The 22,449-nt window shown below is 61.4% G+C and carries 17 protein-coding genes and 1 pseudogene; 10 read left to right on the forward strand and 8 right to left on the reverse strand.

What is annotated here, in order from left to right; genetic code table 11:
* Positions 1 to 679 precede the first annotated feature (679 nt).
* A complete protein-coding gene (locus tag BN2475_RS25675) occupies positions 680 to 3,106 on the forward strand; it encodes a right-handed parallel beta-helix repeat-containing protein (protein ID WP_094782283.1) in 2,427 nt (808 codons plus the stop codon).
* Positions 3,107 to 3,212: 106 nt separating this feature from the next.
* On the opposite strand, the pseudogene BN2475_RS25680 reads toward BN2475_RS25675, so the two are convergent.
* The 4 genes and pseudogenes from BN2475_RS25680 to BN2475_RS25695 form a co-directional block, all read right to left on the reverse strand.
* Positions 3,213 to 4,059 (reverse strand): annotated as a pseudogene (locus BN2475_RS25680) (integrase core domain-containing protein).
* Positions 4,060 to 4,148: 89 nt separating this feature from the next.
* The gene (locus tag BN2475_RS25685; protein WP_094782356.1) at positions 4,149 to 5,351 is read right to left on the reverse strand and encodes a lipocalin-like domain-containing protein; all 1,203 of its coding nucleotides are present in this window, start codon (positions 5,349 to 5,351) and stop codon (positions 4,149 to 4,151) included.
* Positions 5,352 to 5,527: 176 nt separating this feature from the next.
* A complete protein-coding gene (locus BN2475_RS25690) occupies positions 5,528 to 8,098 on the reverse strand; it encodes an ABC transporter permease (RefSeq protein ID WP_094782284.1) in 2,571 nt (856 codons plus the stop codon).
* Positions 8,088 to 8,837 carry an ABC transporter ATP-binding protein gene (locus BN2475_RS25695; RefSeq protein ID WP_245841580.1) on the reverse strand — a complete coding sequence of 250 codons (750 nt, stop codon included), beginning with the start codon at positions 8,835 to 8,837 and terminating at the stop codon, positions 8,088 to 8,090. The genes BN2475_RS25690 and BN2475_RS25695 overlap by 11 nt, the downstream gene beginning before the upstream one ends.
* A 178-nt stretch (positions 8,838 to 9,015) precedes the next feature.
* Between BN2475_RS25695 and BN2475_RS33855 the strand changes: the two genes are divergently transcribed.
* From BN2475_RS33855 to cyoD, 6 genes are all read left to right on the forward strand, one after another.
* Positions 9,016 to 9,402: a hypothetical protein gene (locus tag BN2475_RS33855; RefSeq protein WP_143325901.1), complete on the forward strand. Its 387-nt coding sequence runs from the start codon at positions 9,016 to 9,018 to the stop codon at positions 9,400 to 9,402.
* Between the two features lie 130 nt (positions 9,403 to 9,532).
* Positions 9,533 to 11,089, forward strand: coding sequence for an NADH-quinone oxidoreductase subunit M (locus tag BN2475_RS25700; RefSeq protein WP_094782285.1), 1,557 nt, complete (start codon positions 9,533 to 9,535; stop codon positions 11,087 to 11,089).
* Between the two features lie 368 nt (positions 11,090 to 11,457).
* Positions 11,458 to 12,351, forward strand: coding sequence for a ubiquinol oxidase subunit II (cyoA, locus tag BN2475_RS25705; protein ID WP_094782357.1), 894 nt, complete (start codon positions 11,458 to 11,460; stop codon positions 12,349 to 12,351).
* A 3-nt stretch (positions 12,352 to 12,354) separates the two neighbouring features.
* Positions 12,355 to 14,370, forward strand: coding sequence for a cytochrome o ubiquinol oxidase subunit I (gene cyoB / locus BN2475_RS25710; RefSeq protein WP_094782286.1), 2,016 nt, complete (start codon positions 12,355 to 12,357; stop codon positions 14,368 to 14,370).
* Positions 14,370 to 14,975: a cytochrome o ubiquinol oxidase subunit III gene (gene cyoC, locus BN2475_RS25715; protein ID WP_094782287.1), complete on the forward strand. Its 606-nt coding sequence runs from the start codon at positions 14,370 to 14,372 to the stop codon at positions 14,973 to 14,975. Before cyoB ends, cyoC begins: the two co-directional genes overlap by 1 nt.
* Entirely contained in the window at positions 14,976 to 15,308 is a 333-nt protein-coding gene (gene cyoD, locus BN2475_RS25720) for a cytochrome o ubiquinol oxidase subunit IV (protein WP_094782288.1), read from the forward strand.
* A 90-nt stretch (positions 15,309 to 15,398) separates the two neighbouring features.
* Here cyoD and BN2475_RS25725 read toward each other — a convergent pair whose 3' ends face one another.
* The 4 genes from BN2475_RS25725 to BN2475_RS25740 all read right to left on the reverse strand — a co-directional run bounded on the left by BN2475_RS25725 (position 15,399) and on the right by BN2475_RS25740 (position 20,248).
* On the reverse strand, positions 15,399 to 15,647 hold the full coding sequence (locus BN2475_RS25725; RefSeq protein ID WP_094782289.1) for a hypothetical protein: 249 nt from the start codon (positions 15,645 to 15,647) through the stop codon (positions 15,399 to 15,401).
* A 284-nt stretch (positions 15,648 to 15,931) separates the two neighbouring features.
* Positions 15,932 to 16,624: an HAD family hydrolase gene (locus BN2475_RS25730; RefSeq protein WP_094782290.1), complete on the reverse strand. Its 693-nt coding sequence runs from the start codon at positions 16,622 to 16,624 to the stop codon at positions 15,932 to 15,934.
* Between the two features lie 173 nt (positions 16,625 to 16,797).
* Positions 16,798 to 18,267 carry a cytochrome-c peroxidase gene (locus BN2475_RS25735; RefSeq protein WP_094782291.1) on the reverse strand — a complete coding sequence of 490 codons (1,470 nt, stop codon included), beginning with the start codon at positions 18,265 to 18,267 and terminating at the stop codon, positions 16,798 to 16,800.
* A gap of 202 nt (positions 18,268 to 18,469) precedes the next feature.
* Positions 18,470 to 20,248: a phospholipase C gene (locus BN2475_RS25740; RefSeq protein WP_094782292.1), complete on the reverse strand. Its 1,779-nt coding sequence runs from the start codon at positions 20,246 to 20,248 to the stop codon at positions 18,470 to 18,472.
* Between the two features lie 609 nt (positions 20,249 to 20,857).
* On the opposite strand from BN2475_RS25740, the gene BN2475_RS25745 reads away from it, so the two are divergent.
* Genes BN2475_RS25745 through BN2475_RS25755 form a run of 3 tightly spaced genes read left to right on the forward strand, consistent with a single transcriptional unit; the run spans position 20,858 to position 22,388 of the window.
* Positions 20,858 to 21,460: an RNA polymerase sigma factor gene (locus BN2475_RS25745; protein WP_094782293.1), complete on the forward strand. Its 603-nt coding sequence runs from the start codon at positions 20,858 to 20,860 to the stop codon at positions 21,458 to 21,460.
* Positions 21,457 to 21,873: a hypothetical protein gene (locus tag BN2475_RS25750; RefSeq protein ID WP_094782294.1), complete on the forward strand. Its 417-nt coding sequence runs from the start codon at positions 21,457 to 21,459 to the stop codon at positions 21,871 to 21,873. The genes BN2475_RS25745 and BN2475_RS25750 overlap by 4 nt, the downstream gene beginning before the upstream one ends.
* Entirely contained in the window at positions 21,870 to 22,388 is a 519-nt protein-coding gene (locus BN2475_RS25755; RefSeq protein ID WP_094782295.1) for a periplasmic heavy metal sensor, read from the forward strand. The genes BN2475_RS25750 and BN2475_RS25755 overlap by 4 nt, the downstream gene beginning before the upstream one ends.
* Positions 22,389 to 22,449 lie beyond the last annotated feature (61 nt).

The following is a 22,449-nucleotide window of genomic DNA, read 5'->3' on the forward strand; positions in this document are numbered from 1 at the left end:
CCAAATCCGGGGCGGTTCAGTCGAATTGGTGGGGCGCGCAGACGGCCAACTTATGCAGCATGTGAATCGAATTGCCCGGCAGCAATCGCCAAGGTCTATCCAGCTACTAGCGACAGCATATACATTCTGACCGCTCCGATTAAACCACGCGACTTGGTTTATTTGGCCCCGCATACTGATCGAGATTGCATCGCTCAATATTGAATTACATGCCATGTAAGGCATGCAACAAGAATATGCGCCCGTCTGTTCGGTATCTTACCGTCTTGATTTTTGTAGGTCAGTTTAAAAGTTATTGCTTCGCCAACACGACAATGCCTCCGCAGTTGATACCGCGAAAAACTTTGTGACACTGTGATGAATTGTCACGAATCTCTTGCGCAAAAATATACAAACCACGGCTGGCATCATTACCAGTGACAGCTACTGCGCTGAACTCCTTGGCTGGTAGGGCCTTCATGCGATTGCATTATGGATAAATAATATCAATTAACCATTATTAACTATTGTTGCCACGCATTTCTGCTAAAAATATTTAGGCGCGAGAATGTCTGCGACTTTTATCGACGGCTAGTGACCAATCGTTCTTGTGCGCCCAATGACGTGAAGTGTAACAACCGGATGTGCGGTTTTTAAATCTCCAGGTCGCAATTTAAATTCGACAAAATAGGGTGATTAAATGACTACGGTAAACCCGGCTACATTTTTGATTGGTACGGCAACAGGCCTGATCGCACGGCCGCTTGTGCAAGAATTGCTCGATCTGCCAGTGAGCGTGAAGCGTTTTGGTGTTCAAGGGGATGGCATGACGGACGACACGGCAGCGATTCAAGTGGCGCTCAATTCCGGACTTCCCCTGTATTTTCCACCCGGCATTTATTTGTACAGCAATACGCTTACCGCAACCGGTTCGATTGCGGGGGCGGGCTGGACCTCGATTCTCCAGTGCACGACCTCACAAGGTCAAAATGCGTCGATTTACTGGAATAATGCCAGTAATTTTAAAGTTCAAAATCTTCAGTTTTTTTCCCAAAACGCAACTGGATATTACAACAATGAAAACGCCGGCCCGGTAAATCTCGAGGGGTGTAGCGAGTTCGAGGTTTCGGGGTGCAAGATGAATAATTGCGCTGGTCAAGCTGTAATGATGCGCGGATGTACCAATGGGAAGGTTTTCGGAAATACGCTGCTCAATATCTGGCACGATGGCATCCATGCTACTGGAGCAAGCGCGGATATTACAATCACAAATAATGAGGTAATCAACGGTGGAGATGACGCCTTTTCCGTGGTCGGATATCAAGGTAATGGCGTTCGTCCTCGTCGCATTACAATTTCGCACAACAGAGTTACCGGCACCAAGTACGCTCGCGGTATCGCCATTGTAGGTGCCCAGGAAATCGTAGTTATCGGCAACCAGATTTACAATTCTATGGCGGCTGGTATTTACGTTGCCGCAGAAGCCAGTTATTCAACATTTGGCAATAATAATATAAAAATAGCAGATAATATTCTGGATACGTGTGGCATATCTTCCAATATTGGTGCATTTCCCAATCGGCCGAACGGCCCAGCTGGCGCTCCCGCGCTCTACCTGGCCGCAATAAGCGGATTCAACAATTCCAACATAGATGTCGTTAATAACACAATCAGGAACCCTGCAGCGGCCGCAATATATACGCAGCAAAGCGGAGTTCACGCCCAGATCAATATCTCTCAAAACAGGATGGAAAACGTTTGGGATCCAAATAATAAAAATGGCTTTTCACTGACGACGATCAGCGCGACTACGGCATCCCCGACACTCAACTTTAACAATAACCCGGGGGTCGCTGCTGGCATGACTGCCTGGTATTTCAACGGGACGACGAGTGTTCAAATCGGGACAGTTGTATCCGGCGCCGCGTCGACAGTTACGCTGAATCAGAATGCCACGGTTCCAAGCGGCGCGACAGTTGTATTTTCCGGCGTTGGTCTGTTTGGATCGACTATCGCGACGACAGCCAGTGCCGCCAGTGGCGCTACGTCGCTAACATTCGCGACTACTACCGGAGTCACATACAACGACAACTATGGCTTCGGGTCTCCAGGAAACGATACAACAGGCGTCTCAATTGGACAGACTGTCAGCGGCACCAACATTGCCGCCGGAACGTTTGTGATCGGTGTGACGGCTACCATCGTGACCCTCAGCCGAGGTACGACAGGGGCCATAGCCAGTGCCGCCGCCATTACATTCACCCCGATGACATGCATGACGACACAAACGATTACAACCTCTGCAGCGTCACCAGCTGGAACCAACATACTGACGTTCACGCCTTACCCGTCAGCGCGCGGTTGTGCGGTTGGGCAGGGCGTATCCGGAACAAATATCCCGGTCGGCACTTATGTGGCCGCTGTTTCTGGTAATGGAAACGGCCCCACTGTAACCTTGTCTAACAATTTTACTGGCAGTGGCATTGGGAGTGGTGCGTCAATTGTATTCACGGGCACAGGAGGTTTGACTAGCGCGCCGGGAATCACTCTGTACAATACCAAGAATTGCATGGTTTCGAATAATCAGCTATCTGGCATCGCCGGGAATGGTTTTTACATGGACGGCTCCTGCACGGGTTTTACTGAAATCAGTGGCAATATTGGAGAGAATATTGGCTGCTGCAACGCATTTGCCCGCTTGATTACAGTAGGAACACTCACGTCAGGGGTTTCTCTTAAACTGCGTGGAAATTACATGGGCCAACCAATAAATTACCCCCGCGCAATTGATAGCCTCATTGCCTCGCAAGCAAGTAACTGGAACTACACATCATGGGGCGAGGACAACATCGCTCAAAACGGGTTTGTAGGTCTTAATTTGGGGTTGGCTCCCATTGCCCAGACTGTTGGATCATCACCCTGGACTTTCACGAACAATAACTTGAGTGCCGTCAGCATGTCGGTCACTGGAGGTGTTGTATCTGCGATCAGTGTCTCCAGAAACGGACAGCCTGCCTACGCCGCCGGATTGACAGCGGGATTGATCGATCTTAAAGTGGGTGACGCAATGACTGTCACATATAGCTCCGCCCCTACTGTCATGATGATTCCGAGAGTGGGGCAATGAGAGCGCCTCGGCTGTGGGGTTCTCACAGGAAGGGAATTTAATCATTCCCGCAGTAAATTCCCGACCAACACAAAACCGCCTTCGGGCGGTTTTGCATTTTTGACCGTTATTCACGACTTCGAGATTTCGCCGCAAACTCTGCCGGCGAAACGTAATTCAGTGCGCTGTGCGGCCGTTCCTTGTTGTAGCCCCGACGTCACGCCGTGATAACCGCCGGGGCGTGTGCAAGCATCGTGAACCAGTGCTCGTTGAGGCATTCATCGTCATCGCGCAACTCGTTGTTGAACGACTCGATGTCCGCATTCTGCGTGGGCTTGCCGGCCCGAATCAACTTCAGGGTCACCCCGTTTGCATACACCCCGACGATTGTCAGGCACTGCGCGCGGCAAGGCCAGTTGCTCTCGCTCAGTCGTAACGCCGTGGCGCCGACGACAGCGCCGCACGGCCAGTCCGACCTCCAAGTATAGTCGGTGCACGCGCTTGCGATTTGCGTGAACACCCTCGCGCTCCGTCAGCACGTGCAATCGCCGATAGTAAAAGCGCCGACGCTTACGCGCCAGTTTCGCCAGACGCGCCCTCAGTGCTTCATCCTCAGGCTGGCTTCGCTTCGTACTGCAGCACGTTACGGGACAGCCCGACAAGCCAGCAGGCGCGGCGCTCGGAGATGTTGACCTTCTGCCGAATCGCCGCCACTGCTTCACGTTCGGCTGGCGGGCTCAGTGCTTTCCCTTCACAACAACCTTCAACGCTTCCATGTCGAGCATTGCTTCGACCAGCAGCTTCTTCAGCCGTGCGTTCCCGGCTTCCGGGTTTTCTAGCCAACGGGCCTCCGACACTTCCATGCCGCCGAACTTCGCGCGCCAGATGTAGAACGACGCGTCACTGAACCCATGCATCCTGCACAGCTCCTGAACTGGCACGCCGGCCTCGGCTCCCTTCAGTAACCCAACGATCTGTTCGTCCGTGCATCGCTTCTCATGTTCGTCTTCCTGCCAGCCATCTTCCGATGGCTCCGGATTCCCCCCAGACCCCCGTCCCCGCCTCACTCCTTCCCGATCCGCAGCGCGTTCGCATAGCCGGTCAACTCCAGATAGCCCCGACCCGCGTCCTCACCGTTGCGATTCACTCGCACCGCACCTTCCCAATACACCGCACCGGTCGACTGCCGCGAATCGAGCTCCTGATCATCCATCAGCGGAACGAGTTGCCATGTCTGCGCGCCCGTCCTGACTGTCATCGAGACCGGGTACGACGTGTTCGTGCGCGGCGAGCGCCACGTACGAACCGGCGTGAAATCGACCTGATCAGCGCCGAACGCCGTCACCAGACCATCGGCGTGACGAAGCGCAGCATGTGCCCAGATGGCGTGTCCGTCACGACGGCGTATCTTGAACGCCATCAGGGCCGAGCCGTCCGCGAGGTTGGCGCCCAGCCAGTCCCAGCCGACCGCGTTGGCGTCGAGCAACGTGCTTGACCATTCGTGATCCAGCCAGGCCACACCGGTTACCACCGTATCGCCATGCGATGAACTCCCCGCCAGGTTCGGACGCACCACGCTGCCGGTCACGCGCAATTGCGGCTCGCTGTAGTAATAGCTCGCCTGTTCCGGCCGCGGTCCCTTGCGTGAATAGCCGTGCTCGCCCTGGATGAACGGCGCTTGCGTTGGCGTCAGCGCGAGATGCAAAGCGAATCCGTTCGCATCGACGCTGACGTCGTAATGGCCGTCCGCGGCACGGATGATTTTCCATGTGTCGAGTTTGACGTCGGTATTGACCGGCTTCGCATACGCGAGCCCGAAGCCTTGCCGGGCGATGCGCTGGTCGTGCGCAAGGTGTCCGATAGCAGGATCGCTCAACGCGGCGTGCGCGATGATCAGTTGCGAGGGCGCAAAAGCACTCGGATCGGCGGTGTCGTGACCCGTTGCCGAGCGGAAAAAAGTGATCTGAAAACCGAGCGGTTGATTGTCCGGCGTGGCGAGCCAACCCGTCGCGTACCACCACTCGGTACGAAAGCCCGCATGCACGCCACTATCCTGCGGCAAGGTGATCGGGCGCTCAGGGGTGACCGCTGCGAAATCGGCCGGTGTAGCGCCAGGCGTGGCGAAAGCAGACGACGCGGCGAGCAAGCCGACGTAAAGCAAACCGGTGCAAAGCAACCCGCGAAGGCGAGGGCATAACCGTGACCGTAACCGTAGTTCTAGCGAACGTGCTACCTGACTCGACACACCCGGCACCTCGCATGACATCTCACGCGACATAGCCCCGAAGCAAGACGCGATCCTCTCCGACGCAGCGAACCAGACCTGCGTTGCGCGTCCCTGCACGAAGCCACCCGATCGACCCGCCACGTCAAGGCGCGCAGCCGCCTCCCGCATCGACACGCCCGCCAACTCGCGCGTCAACGCTCGCGACAACGCTCGCATCACCAATCCTCCTTCACCGCGCGCACCGCATCCACCGACACCGCGCCGCGTCCGGCGATCACCGCCGTCGAGCAAGACGAAGCCAGCATCACCAGCGCGACGGCGCCCAACACAGTCCAGGGCACGTGCAGCGACATGCTCCAGTGAAACGACTGCGGATTGACGACAAATACGAGAATCAGGCTGATCGCAAATCCAAGCACGAAGCCCACCGCGATGCCACACGCGGTAAGCATGCCACCTTCGAGCGCGAGAATCGCGAGAATCTGTGCGCGGGTCACGCCGACGTGTCGTAGCATGCCGAACTCGCGGGCTCGTGCGAGCGTCTGCGCGGAAAATGTCGCCGCGACGCCAAACAATCCGATCACAATGGCCACCGCCTCGAGCAGATACGTGACCGCAAAGCTTCGATCGAAAATCACCAGCGTGCGCGCACGAATCTCGCCCGGTTGCGACAGATTCAGCGACGCGCCGAACGGCAATGCACGCAGCCCGGCAATCACACTGTCGATGTGCGTCCCCGGTTGAACGGTAATGGCCACATCGGTTGCGCTGGTGTCGCCGGTCAGGCGCCGATAATCGGCGAGCCGTATCTGGATCGCGCCGCTCTGTCGCGCGTAATCGCGCCATACGCCGGCCACAACGAACACATGGCCGCCCCCGCCAAGCGACAAATGCTTGCGCTGACCCGTTCGGTATCCATACAGATCGACCATTGCTTCGGACACCCAAACAGGTGTCTCGTCGCGATGAAGCCCGGATGGCGGCAGTACCGCGCCGGTCATCTGCAGATGCGCCCCTGGATCGGCGGCATCGATTTCGCGGGCGAGCACGGCTACGTCCGGGCGCGCCGGGTCGAGCGTGAGGTGTGAGGTGCGCGCAAACGCAGCGGTTCTGATGCCCGGCACGGCCGCCAGCCGGGCCTGTTCGTCGGGGCGCAAGCCACCGGTCTCGCCGTTGGGCGCGACACGTACGTACAGATCGGCGGAAAGCAGATGAACCAGCCAGTCTTCGACGGACACGCGAAAGCTGGCCACCATGATCGCCATCGCGACGATCAGCGCGAAGCTCGACAGCACGCCGCCCATTGCGATCGACGCGTGGCCCGGCGCATTCGCAAGGCGCGCGAGCGCGAGCGTACTGGCCGCGCCCGCGTGGCGTCGCGCCGCGTACGCACGGCTCGCCGCGCCGAATATCAGCGCGGTGACGCGTGGCATCAACGCGATCCCGCCGACCAGCAGTAGCGCGACGGCGACATAGCCGCCGATCGGCGCATCGAACCAGGGCGGAAGCTGCGTGAGAGCGGCGGCCGCCAGCAGACATATCAACGCGGGCCACGGTGTGGCGAGCCGAGCCAGCGCGCTTTCTTCCGCGCCCGCCTTGAGCGCCGCCGCGGGCCTCGCGCGAGCCGCCTCGAGCGCCGGCGCCAAACTTCCCACGACCGACACAGCGACCCCGAGCGCCAGAAACAATGCGCTTGCCAACGGCTCGAAACCGACCCGCGGCTGTACGCCGGGAAAGTAGCCGCCACCCAGGTCGCTGCCGAAAAAGTGCAGCGCGCCGCTCGCCATCGCGTAGCCCAGCGCGAGCCCGCACAACGAACCGAGCAGCCCCAGCAACGCGCCTTCCAGCAGGATCTGGCGTAACAGCTGGCCGCGCGTCAGTCCGAGCACGCGCAGCATCGCAAACTGCGCGCGACGTCTCACGACACCCAGCGCCTGCGTCGAAAACACCAGGAACGCGCCGGTGAAGAGCGCCACCAGCGCGAGCACATTCATGTTGATCCGATAGGCGCGCGACAGACGATCGGTGCGGCTCTCGGCGTCGCGCGTTGCCGAGACGATCCACTGACTGCCGAGCCGCGCTTGCAGATCACGTTTGAAGCGTTCGCGGTCGACGCCGCGCTCGAGCTGCACGTCGATGCGCGACAGCTTGCCCACCTTGCCGAACCGCCACTGCGCGGCGGCGATGTCCATCACCGCGAGCCTCTGTCCCGGTCGCGTTCTCACGAGGCCGCCCGCGACGCGCAAACGCACGATCGACGTACCGCTTTGCAGCGCCACGTCATCGCCGGTTTTGACGTTGAGCCATTGTTGCGCGGCTGTCGACAGAAACACCGCATCGGAGGCGAGCGTATCGAAAGGTCGTTCCGGCGACGCCACGCCGATCAGATCGGGCGCAATCCGGCTTGCCTTGAACACATCGATGCCGAGGACCGGCAGCGCGGCGCTCTGGCCCGGCACGGTCGCATCGAGCGCAAGCACGGGGCTCGCCAGCGCCACGCCGGGCTCGCTCGACAGACGCGGATAGATCGACTCGTCGAAAGCAGGCTGTGCGCCGCGCACTTGCAGATCGGCTTCGCCCGAGAGGCTGCGGGCCGCCGCCGAGAATTCGTTGAAGGCCGCGCTGTTGATCAGTTGCACCGCGTAACCGAGCGCGACACCGAGCGCGATCGTCGCGATCGCGACCAGCGCGCGTGTGCGATGGCTGCGCCATTCGGCGCCCACTAGCCAGCGTGCAAGAACGCGATGTCCCTGCATGCGTCGCAGTGAGTGGAAATCAGCGCGCATTGTCGGCTGGGCCAGCAGGGGAGCCGCGCGTGAGAGGCTGGCCGGCCAGCGCGGCCTCGGTGGCGCACGCGTGCAAGCCGCCGTCGCTCAGAATCAGGATGCGATCGGCGATGGCTGCCGCCGCTTCCGAGTGCGTCACCATGATCGTGGCCGCGCCGGTCGCCTTGCTTTGTGCGCGGAATAGACCGAGCACATCGTGCGCGGTATGAGGATCGAGGTTGCCCGTGGGTTCGTCGGCGAGGATGAGTTTGGGGCGGTGCACGAGTGCCCGCGCAATCGCCACGCGTTGTAGCTCACCGCCGGAGAGTTGCCGCGGAAAGTCATCGCCGCGGCCACCCAGGCCGACCGCCGCGAGCATCTCGAGCGCACCGGCAACAGGCAACCCGTTGAGCAGCAGTGGCAGCGCCACATTCTGCGCGAGCGTCAGATGAGGCAGCACATGGAAGGCCTGAAACACGAAGCCGAGCTTGCGCCGGCGCAGCTGTGTCGCGGCGTTGTCGTCCAGTTGCGCAACCGGACTGCCGTCGATGATCACGTCTCCGCTATCCGCGCTGTCGAGTCCGGCGATCAGATTGAGCAGCGTCGATTTGCCGACGCCGGAGTCACCCATGATCGCGACGAATTCACCCTGCGCGAGCGTGAAATCGAGGTGCGCGAGCACGATGCGGCCCGCGCCGTAGTGTTTGCTCAGCCCGCGGCATTCGAGTGCGGGACCGACAACTTCGTTACGAAGCGCCATGCGGTATCCGAAAAGTATGGCCGGCTAGCAGCGACGCGCGGCAGATGAAGATAGTGTGCTTCACCGCGTCCGCGTCCGTCTGCAAACCGCCGAAGTATATTCGGCTTCCGCCGGGGCAACCTGGAAACCAGGGCAACTCGCCTGACCATCGGCTACGGTGGTTGCACAGCGGATCAACGTGGCATTTTTCGATGTGCCCGTTAATCTGGAGTGCCGGACCAAAAATTTATTTTGCCGGGCAGCCGGAAAAATTTTTGCTGAAAGAGCAAAATCGGCCTTCGCGCGGCTTCCTGCCCAGCATCATTCGTTCCAGCATCGCGCATCGACCGGGCGTTGCGCGGCAACGGCAACTAATTTCCCCTCAATTGTTAGCTTCTGTTTGCAAAATTCGCAGCCCATATTGGGTGCGGAACGCTTTGTGCAAACGCACATTTTTATGCGTTCTGCAAGCGTGCGCGCGACAACAATGCATTGCCGACGCCATCGGAGCGTTGTTGCGATGCAAAAGTATTCTTATCTTGGTAATCTCCCACCCTCGGTCGTTCGACTGCGGGTAAACGTGTAAGGGAGCGGGTAAGGGACGCGACCGCTTACACGGCAATTTCAGCGAAATCCAGCCTACATAGCCATTTCAATGCTTTCGATTTCGAAGGCGTTGATGCGGCGTTTTTGTATTCAAGTTTTTGACAGAGCACATGCCATTGCCTCTTCTTAGTCTTCTCATCTGGATCCCTATTGTCGCCGGGCTCGTGGTTTTGCGCGCCGGGTCTGACACGGCACGTGGTCGCACCCGTTGGCTCGCGCTAGGCGGCGCGGTGGCGGGTTTCCTGCCGGTGATTCCGCTCGTTGCGAATTTCCGCAACGACGTCGCGTCGATGCAGTTCGTCGAAAACGTGCGCTGGTCGCCCACGTTCGATATCGCATGGCACGTGGGAGTGGACGGGATTTCGCTGTGGCTCGCCGCGCTGACTGCGCTCACCACGATCATCATCGTGATCGCCTCGTGGGAGTCGATCACCGAGCGCACCGCGCAGTACTTCGGCGCGTTCCTGATGTTGTCGGGTTTCATGCAGGGCGTGTTCACGTCGCTCGACGGCATGCTGTTCTTCATCTCGTTCGAAGCGACGCTGATTCCGCTGTATCTGCTGATCGGCACGTGGGGTCATTCGAACCGCTCGTACGCGGCCGTCAAGTTCTTCTTCGTGTCGTTCCTCGGCTCGCTGATGATGCTGATGTCGATGCTCTATCTATACAGCCAGACGCACAGCTTCGACCTCGCGTTGTGGCGTGAAACGCGCCTCGGCACGCTGCCGCAGATCCTGATCTTCCTGGGTTTCCTCGCCGCGTTCGGCGTGAAGGTGCCGATGTGGCCGGTGCATACGTGGCTGCCCGATGTTCACCTCGACGGCCCGACCGGCGCCGCGGTGATGATCGGCATGCTGAAGCTGGGCGGCTACGGTCTGCTGCGTTTCGCGTTGCCGATCGCACCGCAGGCCAGCCATTTCTTCGCGCCGATGATGATCACGCTGTCGCTGATCGCCGTGATCTATGCGAGCCTGCTCGCCCTCGTGCAAACCGACATGCGCCGTCTGCTCGCGTATTCGACGGTGGCGCACATGGGTCTCGTCACGCTCGGGCTGTTCGTGTTCAACCGCATCGGCCAGGCTGGCGCGATCGTGCAAATGCTGTCGTACGGCGTGGTGTCCGGCGCGATGCTGCTATGCACGGGCATGCTCTACGATCGCACCAGGACCGCGTCGATCGCCGAATACGGTGGCGTGGCGAACACCATGCCGCGCTTCGCGGCGTTCGTGATGCTGTTCTCGATGGCCAATATCGGTTTGCCGGGCACGTCGGGTTTCGTCGGCGAGTTCATGGTGCTGATGGGCGCGATCCGCTTCAACTTCTGGATCGGCGCGATCGCCGCTTCCACGCTGATCCTGAGCGCAGCCTACACGCTGTGGATGTACAAGCGCGTGGTCTTCGGTGCCATCGCCAATGTGCGCGTCGCGAAACTGAAGGACCTCGGCAAACGCGAGTTCGTGCTGCTTGGCGCGATGGCGTTGCTGGTGCTGGCGATCGGTCTCGATCCGAAGCCGTTCACCGATGCGATCGATCCGTCGGTCGGCACGCTGCTCGCGCAATCGGAACGCTCGGCCCAACCTGCGGACTCCGCACCGGATGACGGCGGCGCGCATCTGCAGGCAGCGGCGCCCGCAGCGGCCGTCACCGCAACCCGCACGCCGGGCTGATAAAACGATGTGTGGTGCGGATGCAGCATTTGCGCTCGCGGATGCTGCTTCGCTCACGCGTGTTTGCGGCGTCGACTTGAATCCCTGAGCACATCTTGCGCGGCACAGCCAGTCCGGTTGCGCTGCGTTTCAGTGCTTTTTTCAGGGGATTTTTGTGATGCGTCAACTTTTCAGTGCTCTGTAATAGAGCATTGCAAACCTCAGCTTGCGCGCAGGTGTGCGGCAACGTGTCGCACATGTTGCGACGCAATAGATCGTTGCGAAATCGAGGGTTTATCGCGGATCGTCGCGCCCCTAACATGCGAGCGCTTATTAATGGAGAGCGGCCGAATGACGTTCGTTGAAGTCCAAAAAAAGAGGCAATGGATATGAAAGGAAAGACTCTGCGAGGGTCGATGAGTTTCGTTTCCGCCAGCCTCGCGTTGCTGCTTTCGGGTTGCAGCAATTTAGATATCTTGAATCCGAAGGGGAGTGTGGGTCTGGCCGAACGTGAGCTGATTGCCACGTCCACCTGGGCCATGCTGATCGTGGTCGTGCCGGTCATCGCGCTGACGCTGCTGTTCGCATGGCGTTATCGCGCGTCGAATCGCAATGCGGAATATCGTCCGGGATGGGTGCATTCCACCGGTATCGAAATCGCCGTCTGGACGATTCCGACGCTGATCATTCTGTTCCTCGCCGTGTTGACGTGGAAGAGCACGCATGAGCTCGATCCGTATCGTCCGCTCGAGTCGCAGGTCAAGCCGATCAACGTCGAAGTCGTCGCGCTCGACTGGAAGTGGCTGTTCATCTATCCCGACCTTGGCATTGCATCGGTGAACCAGCTGGCGATCCCGGTCGGCACGCCGGTGAACTTCGTGGTCACCTCGGACACGGTGATGAACTCGTTCTTCATTCCGCAACTCGGCGGCCAGATCTACGCGATGGCAGGCATGCAAACGCGTCTGCATCTGATCGCGGATGAAGCCGGTGACTACGCGGGCATGACGGCGAACTTCAGCGGCAAGGGCTTCTCGGACATGAAGTTCCGCACGCTCGCCACGTCGCCCAACGAGTTCAATGCATGGGTCGCGAAAGTACGCGCGTCGTCGGACCGTCTGGACATGGACCGCTATCACGCGGTGTCGGCGCCGAGCGAGAAAGATCCGGTGCGGTACTTCTCGTCGGTCGATCCGAAGCTCTTTCACAACATCATTGCCCGATACAACAACGGGAACGTCCTGGACAACATCACGGACGCTAACTGTAAGCCCAAGGGGTAACGCATGTTCGGAAAACTTACGCTCGATGCGATTCCGTATCACGAGCCAATCATCGTTACGGCGGGCATCTTCATGGTGCTCGGCGCGCTGGGCGTGCTCGGCGCAGTCACGTATTTCGGCAAGTGGCGCTATCTGTGGACCGAGTGGCTGACCTCGGTCGACCACAAGAAAATCGGCGTCATGTACATCATCGTTGCATTCATCATGCTGCTGCGCGGCTTCGCCGACGCGATCATGATGCGTATGCAACTGGCGCTGTCCTACCTGAGCCCCGGCTATCTGCCGCCGCATCACTACGATCAGGTCTTCACGGCGCACGGCGTCATCATGATCTTCTTCATGGCGATGACGTTCATGATCGGCCTGATGAACATCATCGTGCCGCTGCAGATCGGCGCACGCGACGTCGCGTTCCCGTTCATCAACTCGCTGAGCTTCTGGATGACCGCGGTCAGCGCGATCCTGATCAACATCTCGCTGGTGATCGGTGAGTTTGCGCAGACCGGCTGGCTGGCTTATCCGCCGCTGTCCGAATTGCAGTTCAGTCCGGGTGTCGGGGTCGACTATTACCTGTGGAGTCTGCAGATCTCCGGTATCGGGACCTTGCTGACCGGCGTGAACTTCTTCGTGACCATCGTGAAGATGCGCGCCCCGGGCATGTCGTTCATGAAGATGCCGGTGTTTACGTGGACCTCGCTGTGCGCGAACGTGCTGATCATGGCGTCGTTCCCGATCCTGACCGTCACGCTCGCGCTGCTCGGTCTGGACCGTTACCTCGGCATGCACTTCTTCACCAACGAAGCCGGCGGCAACGCCATGTTGTATCTGAACCTGATCTGGGCATGGGGTCACCCTGAGGTGTACATCCTGGTCCTGCCGGCGTTCGGTATCTTCTCGGAAGTCGTCGCGACCTTCGCGAAGAAGCCGCTGTTCGGCTACAAGACGATGGTGTGGGCGAGCTGCGCGATCATGGTGCTGTCGTTCCTCGTGTGGCTGCACCATTTCTTCACGATGGGTTCGGGCGCGGACGTGAACGCGTTCTTCGGTATCGCGACGATGGTGATTGCGATTCCGACCGGCGTCAAAGTCTTCAACTGGCTGTTTACGATCTACAAGGGCCGTCTGCAATTCACCACGCCGGTTCTGTGGACCATCGGCTTCATGATCACCTTCACGATCGGCGGTATGACCGGCGTGATGCTGGCGATTCCGGGCGCGGACTTCATGCTGCACAACAGCCTGTTCCTGATCGCTCACTTCCACAACGTGATCATCGGTGGCGTGCTGTTCGGCTATCTGGCCGGTTTCAACTACTGGTTCCCGAAGGCGTTCGGTTTCAAGCTGAACGAAAAGCTCGGCAAGGCCGCGTTCTGGTTCTGGCAGACCGGCTTCTGGCTCGCGTTCACGCCGCTGTACGTGCTGGGCTTCATGGGCATGACGCGCCGTCTGAACCACTACGACAACCCGGCATGGCATCCGTGGCTGATCGCCGCCGCGTTCGGCGCCGTGCTGATCGCGATCGGTATCGGCTGCCAGTTGCTACAGCTGTATGTCAGCATCCGCGATCGCAAGGAAAACCTCGACCTCACGGGCGATCCGTGGGACGGTCATACGCTGGAATGGGCGACGACCTCGCCGCCGCCGGCGTACAACTTCGCGATCATCCCGACGGTGCGCAAGCTCGATGCGTTCACCGACATGAAGTCGCGCAAGGGCCCGCAAACGCAACCGGTGTATCGCGACATTCACATGCCGTCGAATACGTCCGCGGGTCTGCTGGTGGGTCTGTTCTCGCTGGTGCTCGGCTTTGCAGGCGTGTGGCACATCTGGTGGCTGGCGATCGTCGGCCTGGTTGGTGCGATCGGCACCGTGATCGTCTACAGCTTCATGGACAACGACGGCTATTACATTCCGGCCGACACTGTCGCGCTGACTGAAGAGAAACGCAGCGGCGGTGCTGGTGCCGTGGCCGGTGTCGGCGCGGGCGCCGGTGCGCAGGTCGCGCTGGAGGTGGACTGATGTTACAGAAGACTATTGCGGTCCAACCGCATCTCGCGCCGGACCATGTGCCGTCGCACTCGGTATTCGGCTTCTGGCTGTATCTGATGACCGACTGCATCGTGTTCGCGGCGCTGTTCGCCGTGTTTGCGGTGATGGGTCATCAGTTCGCCGGCGGTCCGAGCGGTAAGGATCTCTTCGAGATTCCGGGCGTCGCGCTCGAAACGACGATGCTGCTGCTCTCCAGTATCACGTACGGCTTCGCGATGCTGGGCGCGCACAAGAATCGCAAGGGCGTGTTGCTGTCGTGGCTCGCCGTGACGTTCGTGCTCGGCCTCGCGTTCCTGGTGCTGGAAATGCGCGAGTTCTCGAACCTGATCGCCGAAGGCGCGGGTCCGGGGCGCAGCGCGTTCCTGTCGTCGTTCTTCACGCTGGTCGGCACGCACGGTCTGCACGTGACGTTCGGGCTGATCTGGATGGTGGTGCTCGCCATTCAGGTGCTGCGTCATCGTGACCTGACCGAACGCGACATGATTCGCCTGACGTGCCTGAGCCTTTTCTGGCACTTTCTGGACGTCGTGTGGATCGGCGTCTTCACCTTTGTCTATCTTGCGAGCGTGATCTAAATGGACCATAGCCATAACGCACACTCGGGTGAAAGTCACGGCAGCATCGGCAGCTATACGGCGGGGTTCGTGCTGTCGGTCATTCTGACTGTCGCGGCATTCGGCCTCGTGATGACGGGGACGTTGACGGGGCAAAGCGCATTGCTCGCGATCGCGGGCCTCGCGTTCGTGCAGATCCTCGTGCACCTGGTGTTCTTCCTGCACATGAACTCGTCGTCGGCGCAACGCTGGAATGTGACGGCGTTCGCATTCACGGCGCTGACCGCTGTGATCGTGATCGGCGGCACGTTGTGGGTGATGCATAACGTCAGCATGAATATGATGTCGCGCTAGGCGCGAGACGTTCTAGCCAGCTCGAAACAAAGCCCCGCAAGATGGAAATCTTGCGGGGCTTTCGTTTTTTCGACAAACGGCGCGCTGCGCCTACAACGGCACCACGTGCAGCGGTTGCGAAGGCGAGTTGCCGAGCGGCACTATCGTCGGTCCGCAACCGGCGTGAACGGGTGGATATTCGCTCCAGCCGCGCCGGATGTAAACCGGCGGCATCATCCCGCCGGGGCATGCCACGGGGCTTTCGCGCGTCAGCCACGCAATGCCGCCGCGCACGGACTGTGATGCCGCGTGGTCGAGTTCGTCGAAGCGGGACAGGTCTTTCAGGATCAGGGTAGTCATGGTGGATCTCCGGCAAGGTTCAATCGGCAATGGGCAATGGGCAATGGGCAATGGGCAATGGGCAATGGGCGCGCCCATGCGTTCCAGTTGCACACACCATGCCACGCGTCGCAAAGCGGCGCGTGGGTCGCTCAATGCACATTCACCGCACACTTACGCGCGAAAAGTGACCGCCGTGGACCAACTCGCGACGCGCCGGTGTCGTTGCGTCGCCGACATCTTTTTTGCCCGCTGAGCCACGCGATCGAACCTCGGCATCGAACGCGGGCATCGGGTGTTGCCCATCAGCGCGTGACGCCGCGCCATCCGCCGAGCAACCCGGCCAGCTCGGCCATGTCTTGAAAGACATGCACCGCGCCCGCGCCATGCAATGCAGTCGCGCTGCTGTGGCCGAGTTCCACCGGGCAATAGCCGAACACGGTGGCGCCAGCCGCGACGCCCGCGGTCGTGCCCGTCACCGTATCCTCGACCACCGCGCAACGTCCCGGGTCCACGCCCAACGCGGCTGCCGCGGCCAGGTACACGTCGGGGAACGGCTTGCTGCGTGGCGTTTCATGACCGCTGAAGATGCGTCCTGCGAAGCAGTCGAGCATGCCGGCCTTGCTCAATTGCAATTCGACCTTGATCCGGTCGGCGCCCGATGCGACCGCGATGCGTCCGTTCAACGTCCGGTGCAGCGCGCGCACCGCGCAGGCCGCGCCGGCAATCGCCCGCAGCTCGCTATCGAGCGCCGTATTGCGACGCTCGCGAAACTGCATCAGCCAGTCGCTGGTGATCGCGAAACCGGTTTGTGCCTCGATCAGCGCGGCTTCGTCCTTGACGGCCTTGCCGACGAAAATGCGCATCGTCTCTTCGACGGTCAAATGCCAGCCTAGCTCACCGAGCATCTCGGTCAGCACGCGGTTGGTGATGGGTTCGGAGTCGACGAGCACGCCGTCGCAGTCAAAGAGTACGGCGTCGAAGGGAAAATCGGCCATCGGGCAGGGTAGGGATCAAGTTCGCGAAACCGCCAAGGATACCGTACCTTCGCTCATTGGCACGCTCGTCGACCCGCTCATCGACACGTTACCGACCCGCCACGCAGCTCGCGCGCCGCGCCGCGAAGGCTATGCGAACGGCCTTCGCGGTTAGCCTGGCAATCGCGTCGACCTCAGTCCTTATACCCGTCGCTGAGTGTCTTCATGAATGCGATGATGTCCTGAATATCCTGATCGGTCATCGCGGGTCGATCCCCGGGCTTGCGGTCGAACGGCGCATCGGCGGAATCGATGTTCGCATGGTACTGAACCGGCAGATCGTTGTACTTCTGCACCTTGCCCGACGCGTCGCGCGGATAGATCTTTTCGGGCGACGTATTGCGCAGATTATAGAAGTCCATCACCTGCCTGAGTTCATGATAGACACCGTTATGGAAGAACACCTTGCGCTCGGCGACATTGCGCAACGTCGGCGTCAGGAACATGCCGCAGTACTGCGTCTGCTGCGCGAGATCGTCGCGAAACGGTCCGCACACGCCCATGTCGAAGAACTTCGGGTCCTTGTTGGCCGGGATGGCTGGATTGCGCGGCACACCGAGTGCTTCGTACTGCGTATCGGTAAAGAGCGGCGGCAGACCGTCGCGGCTCGGCTGGCTCAAATGGCAGCCCGCGCAATTCGCCTTGTCCTTGTCGTTGAAAAGCCGCAGGCCGCGCAGCTCGGCGTGCGTCAGTCGCGCCTTGCCTTCGAGCCAGTAGTCGTACTTGCTGGTGAACGCATGGAACGATTGATCCTCGATCTGATAGCGGCCGACCGCGAACAACGCTTCCGAAATCAGCAGGCTCGGATTATTGACGACCGACGGTCCGAAGATTTTTTTGAACTGGTCCAGGTACTGCGTGTGTAGCAGCTTGCGCGCGACGTCCGCTTCGGTCGCGTTGGCCATCTCCACCGGATTCGTCAACGGACCCAGCGCCTGGATCTGCAGCGTATCGGCGCGGCCGTCCCAGAACAGTCCGCCTTGCGGCACCATCGCGGGAGCGGCAGGCGCGGCAGGCGCGGCAGGCGCGGCAGGCGCGGCGAGCGCGGTCTTTTGCGCGCGCTGCGTGCCGGCGGCTTGCGTCGCGAGTTGCGCCATGTCGACTGGAGCGTCGGTGTCGCCCTGATCGGGACCGATGCTGAACGGCGCCTGGCGATACAGGTAGGCGAGCGAAGGCGGCGGACGATAGCCCGCCTCGGACATACGGGCGCCGCCCAGTTGAACCGGGAACGCGTTGTCCGGCGCGTACGAATGTTGCGGCGAGTGGCATGTCGCGCACGACTGCACGCCGGAAGCCGATAGCGTGCGGTCGAAGAAGATCTGTTTGCCGAGCAGCGCCACGGCGCTCAGTGGCGCTGCTGGCGGCCGCATCAATTGGGCAGGATGGGGATTCGCGCCGGTGATGTCTTCGACGATCGCGCCGACCGCGGGCGGCATCCGCTCCGGGTACACCAGCGCGTACGCGCCCAGCACGACGAGTGCGAGCACGAGGCCGCCCGCGCACCACGCGAGCAGCCGCAGCCACGCGCGGCGGATGATGACGGGACCCGGCTCGTCGCCGGTGGGCGGAGACGGCCGCATGACGGCATCTGAGGGATGATTCATGGCGTTCTCAGGTAATTCGATCGAATGCGGTAAACAGGAAAATCGAGCCAGCGCGCGTTTGCACTGGCTCGATCCCAACTACGGTTTGCGCTGCGTTGCGCGCCGCATTGCGCGTCACATTGCACGGTGCATTGCACGCCGAGTCTGGCGCGTTGCGTCACGCAACGGCATGCGCAAGCGCCGCGCTTCTCACCGCTGCCGCTCAGATGGCCGGAGCTGTCGACAGCTTGATACCGAGGTTCTGATCCAGGTACACCGTCGGCGCATTGCCCGAGCCCGTGAAGTCGAACATGTTCATGATGCTGCCCGCGCTTGCGTCGAATGAACCGCCGCCCAGGCGTTGACCGCCGAGCCAGTTGTCCTCGATGAACTTCACGACGGACGCCTGGGTGATCGGCGTGTCGTCGACGAAGTTGACCTTCGCCCACGGCGACACCAGGATAAACGGCGTGCGCGTACCCGGGCCGCAACGGCCGTTCACCGCGCCGCCGTTCACGCCTTGCGGCTGCACTGCGCCGGTTGCCGTGCACTGACCGGCCGCGCTGAGGTTGTCGCTGCCCGCCACCGTCTTGCCGCCGGCCGATTGCTCCGTGGTGGAGTCGAACGACGAGCTGGTCGGCGCCTTGTAACGATGGTCGTACCAGCCATCCGAATCGTCGTACGCGATGATCACGGCGGTGTTCTTCCAGTCAGGCTGTTGCTGCAGGAAGTTGATCACGTTCGTCACGAACGCCTGTTCGTCGATCGGGTCCGAGTTGCCCGGGTGGCCGTCTTCGACTGCCGGCGCCTTCAGGAAGTTGACCGACGGGAAGTTGCCCGCTTTCACCGCGGCGAAGAAGTCGTCGGTGTCGTACTGGTGGTGAACCGGCGTGGCGGTATTGTCGAGCGGATCGGTCGTGCCGATCACCGCCGTCGACGACGGACGCGTATGCGTGAGGTTCGCCGTGCTCGCGTAGTACTGGAACCATGCGTGGTGCTGTATGTAGTCGGTCTTGGTCGCGTTCAGCACCTGTGAGAAGGTCGAGCGCGCGCAACCGGTCGTGCCGTTTGCGTTGACGGTCTGCAGGTTGAAGCCGCCCATGAAGCCGCCCCACGTGAGGCCCTTCGCGTTGAGCAGGTCGCCGATGTTCTTGTTGTTCGACGACATCGTGCCTGTCACTGTGCTGCCTGCCGCGGTCGTGCAGACGTCGCCCGTCGGGTCGAGGTCGCCGATCATCGTGAAGCCGCCAGCGGAGTCGGGGATCGCGTTGGCCGATGTGCCGCCCGTCACGATCACGCCGTTGTTCTGGCCGGATACCACGGCGAGCGCGCCCGGCGTCGACGGACCATACGTGTCCGTGTACGCGTTCTGGTTCATCGCGAAGTTCTGCGCGTAGTTCCACATTGCCGTGACCGTATTGCCGTCGAAATAGCCGAGCACCTGGCCCTTCGTCGCGAATGCGCCGGTGCTGCCGGCAATGGTCGAGTTCGACGCCGTGAACAACGGGAACGAGTCCATCGCGCCGTTGTTGTATGCAAGCTGTTCGGCGGCGTACGCGTGATTCTGGCTCGCCGTGTTGGCTTGCGAGCGGTCGAGGCGGAACGGCAGCAGGTCGGCGGCCGGCAGGCCGAGACCCGCGATCGTCACGCTGCCGACCGTGCGGCCCGCCGTGTTCGGCGAGGTGGCCAGCGCGTTCGGGTTCGCCGCGATCAGGTTGTTGCTGCTCAGGTTGTTGACCGTCGGGGTGCCGGCTGCGGCGGTGAATTGCGGTTCGCCGACCGGATTGGACGCTTGCGGGTAGGTCGCGAAGTAGTGGTCGAACGAGACGTTCTCGCCGAAGATCACCACCACGTGCTTGATCGGCGTGGCGGTCGCGACGGCGTCCTGGGCGGACACCGCAGCCGTCGCCGTGGATGCCGGCGCGTTCACGCTATTGTTGCCGCACGCCGCAAGCGTCAATAGCGCGGCAAACGGGATGGGTAAGAGGGTTCTACGGAACATCAGACTGGCTCCTGGTTCGACTCGCCGTTCAGCGTTTCCATCGACATGCGTGTGGATGTTCGCTGGGGGTTGTTGTTAGAAATACAGCTCGTGGTCTTACCGCAATAAAGCTGCGCGCATTGGACCATTCGTTGATTAACGTTTCGGGGCGCAAACATTACGTTGGCTCTCGGCTGCCATTCATTTGCATAACGGTTGCTGTCGTTGCGCTGACATCGCGGCGCGTGTGAAGCGCTTTTGCGCAACTGTGCAGCGTGCGTTGCGGCGCGTTTGACCCATACCGTTGGATGGTTTTCTTCAGGAGCAAATCACAGCGACGGATTTTTCGCGCTGCTGCGTTCAAGAAGAGACGGAGTCACTGCGGGAGCGACTGCGGGAGCCGCTCACCCAACCAGGCACGTTGCCATGAAGACGCTCGTGATGATTCTGCTGGCGGTCTCGCTCGCCGGCTGTGTGGTCTACCCGGCGCGGCCGGTCTACTACCGGCCGGCGTTCGTCGTATATTGATTGCGGCCGCAACGGCGCATCGTGCGCTGCGATTCATCGTTGGCGCGCACCGTTCGACCTGGTGCGCGTGCGACGATCCGTGTGAGGTGAGGTCAACGTGAGTTGCATCAGAACGCTCGAAGCTGCGCTGCGGAGCGTCACGCCTTGAGCGAACGCGATCCCGACGCCGAGTTGCTCGAACAGGTCGGCCGGCAGGATCCGGCCGCCGTGCGCTCGCTCGTCGCGCGCAAGCTGCCGCGTCTGCTTGCCTTGGCGATGCGCATGCTCGGCGATCGCATGGAGGCGGAGGACGTGGCGCAGGAAGTGTTCGTGCGGATCTGGAAGCAGGCGTCGCGCTGGCGCGAAGGCGACGCCAGATTCGACACGTGGATGCATCGCGTCGCGCTCAATCTCTGCTACGACCGGCTGCGCGGCCGGCGCGAGGAGCCGCGCGACGAGATGCCCGAAGCGGTCGATCCGGCCGCTCAGCCCGATGCCCAGTTCGAAGCGCGCGCCCGGCACGAACAGGTCCGCGCGGCGCTCGCCGGATTGCCGGCACGGCAACGCGAGGCGCTGGTGCTCACCTACTACCAGGAGATGTCGAACCTCGACGCTGCCGCCTTGATGGGCATCACCGTCGATGCGTTGGAAAGTCTGCTGGCCCGCGCGCGCCGCACGCTGCGCGCCCAACTGGCCGGCAGCGGCCTCACCAGGGACAAGTCATGACGCCCGAAAGATTCCAACAGATCATTCAAGCGTACGGCGCCGATCCGCATCGCTGGCCGCGCGAGGAGCGTGCCGCGGCCGAGGCGTGGGCGCAGTCGCATCGCGCCGCGGCCGACGCCGTGCTGAGCGCCGCGGCCGACCTCGATGCATGGCTCGCCGCCGACCAGCTCGAACCGCCCGGCGCCGCGTTGCAGCAGCGCATCGTCGAGCGCGCGCCGGTGCAGCGACCGACGGCGCGCTGGCGGCTGTGGTGGTCCGGCGCGGCGGTCGCCGGGGTCGGGCTGCTGGGCGGGGTGGCGGGCGCGCTCGCCGTGTCGTTCTTCGTGCTGACGGAGAGCGGGCCGGTTGCGCACGAGTCCTCTTATCTGACTTCGAGTTTTGGCGGAACCTCCGCCGATTGGAGCGGTGAATGAATGGCCGGTCATGGAGAGTCTTGCTGGCGGCGTCCCTGGTGCTCAATGTGTTTTTGCTGGGCGCGATCGTCGGGGGTGCTTATCAATGGTTCGCGGCGCATGGCGCGAACGCGCCGGTGCTGGCGCAACAACGGGCGCTGCGTTTCGCGGCACAGACGTTGCCCGCCGAGCGGCAGCAGGCCTTTATCGACGGCCTGAAGAATGCGCGCCGCGATGGCCGGCAGTTTGCCCGCGAGGGCCGCGAAGGGCGTCGGGAAGTGTTGCGTCTGCTGGCGGCGCCGCAGTTCGATCGCGCGGCACTGGACGCCGCGCTCGCAAGCACGCGCGGGGCCGACAGTAACCTGCGCGCGCAAGTGGAGGGCAGCGTGGCGGATTTCGCTGCGACATTGTCGGCCGACGAGCGAGTCCGGTTCGCCGATAGCCTGAAGTCGCACGGACAGTGGCGCGAACCGCAGCCGGCCGCCAATCCACGGAAGCCGGCAATACCGGGGTTGGGCGCATCGGCGGACGAGTAAGACAACGCGAAGAAATGCGAAAAGACGCGAAAAGATGCAGCCGGCCGCGACGGATTGCGGC

Origin of the sequence: Paraburkholderia ribeironis (genome assembly GCF_900019265.1) — a bacterium.
Taxonomy (GTDB): domain Bacteria; phylum Pseudomonadota; class Gammaproteobacteria; order Burkholderiales; family Burkholderiaceae; genus Paraburkholderia; species Paraburkholderia ribeironis.

What these genes read in the sequence shown, in the direction of transcription:
- BN2475_RS25675 (WP_094782283.1), top strand. Translation starts at nt 680, where the DNA reads ATGACTACGGTAAACCCGGCTACATTTTTGATTGGTACGGCAACAGGC.
- BN2475_RS25685 (WP_094782356.1), bottom strand. Translation starts at nt 5,351, where the DNA reads ATGTCATGCGAGGTGCCGGGTGTGTCGAGTCAGGTAGCACGTTCGCTA.
- BN2475_RS25690 (WP_094782284.1), bottom strand. Translation starts at nt 8,098, where the DNA reads ATGCGCGCTGATTTCCACTCACTGCGACGCATGCAGGGACATCGCGTT.
- BN2475_RS25695 (WP_245841580.1), bottom strand. Translation starts at nt 8,837, where the DNA reads ATGGCGCTTCGTAACGAAGTTGTCGGTCCCGCACTCGAATGCCGCGGG.
- BN2475_RS25700 (WP_094782285.1), top strand. Translation starts at nt 9,533, where the DNA reads ATGCCATTGCCTCTTCTTAGTCTTCTCATCTGGATCCCTATTGTCGCC.
- cyoA (WP_094782357.1), top strand. Translation starts at nt 11,458, where the DNA reads ATGAAAGGAAAGACTCTGCGAGGGTCGATGAGTTTCGTTTCCGCCAGC.
- cyoB (WP_094782286.1), top strand. Translation starts at nt 12,355, where the DNA reads ATGTTCGGAAAACTTACGCTCGATGCGATTCCGTATCACGAGCCAATC.
- cyoC (WP_094782287.1), top strand. Translation starts at nt 14,370, where the DNA reads ATGTTACAGAAGACTATTGCGGTCCAACCGCATCTCGCGCCGGACCAT.
- cyoD (WP_094782288.1), top strand. Translation starts at nt 14,976, where the DNA reads ATGGACCATAGCCATAACGCACACTCGGGTGAAAGTCACGGCAGCATC.
- BN2475_RS25725 (WP_094782289.1), bottom strand. Translation starts at nt 15,647, where the DNA reads ATGACTACCCTGATCCTGAAAGACCTGTCCCGCTTCGACGAACTCGAC.
- BN2475_RS25730 (WP_094782290.1), bottom strand. Translation starts at nt 16,624, where the DNA reads ATGGCCGATTTTCCCTTCGACGCCGTACTCTTTGACTGCGACGGCGTG.
- BN2475_RS25735 (WP_094782291.1), bottom strand. Translation starts at nt 18,267, where the DNA reads ATGAATCATCCCTCAGATGCCGTCATGCGGCCGTCTCCGCCCACCGGC.
- BN2475_RS25740 (WP_094782292.1), bottom strand. Translation starts at nt 20,248, where the DNA reads ATGTTCCGTAGAACCCTCTTACCCATCCCGTTTGCCGCGCTATTGACG.
- BN2475_RS25750 (WP_094782294.1), top strand. Translation starts at nt 21,457, where the DNA reads ATGACGCCCGAAAGATTCCAACAGATCATTCAAGCGTACGGCGCCGAT.
- BN2475_RS25755 (WP_094782295.1), top strand. Translation starts at nt 21,870, where the DNA reads ATGAATGGCCGGTCATGGAGAGTCTTGCTGGCGGCGTCCCTGGTGCTC.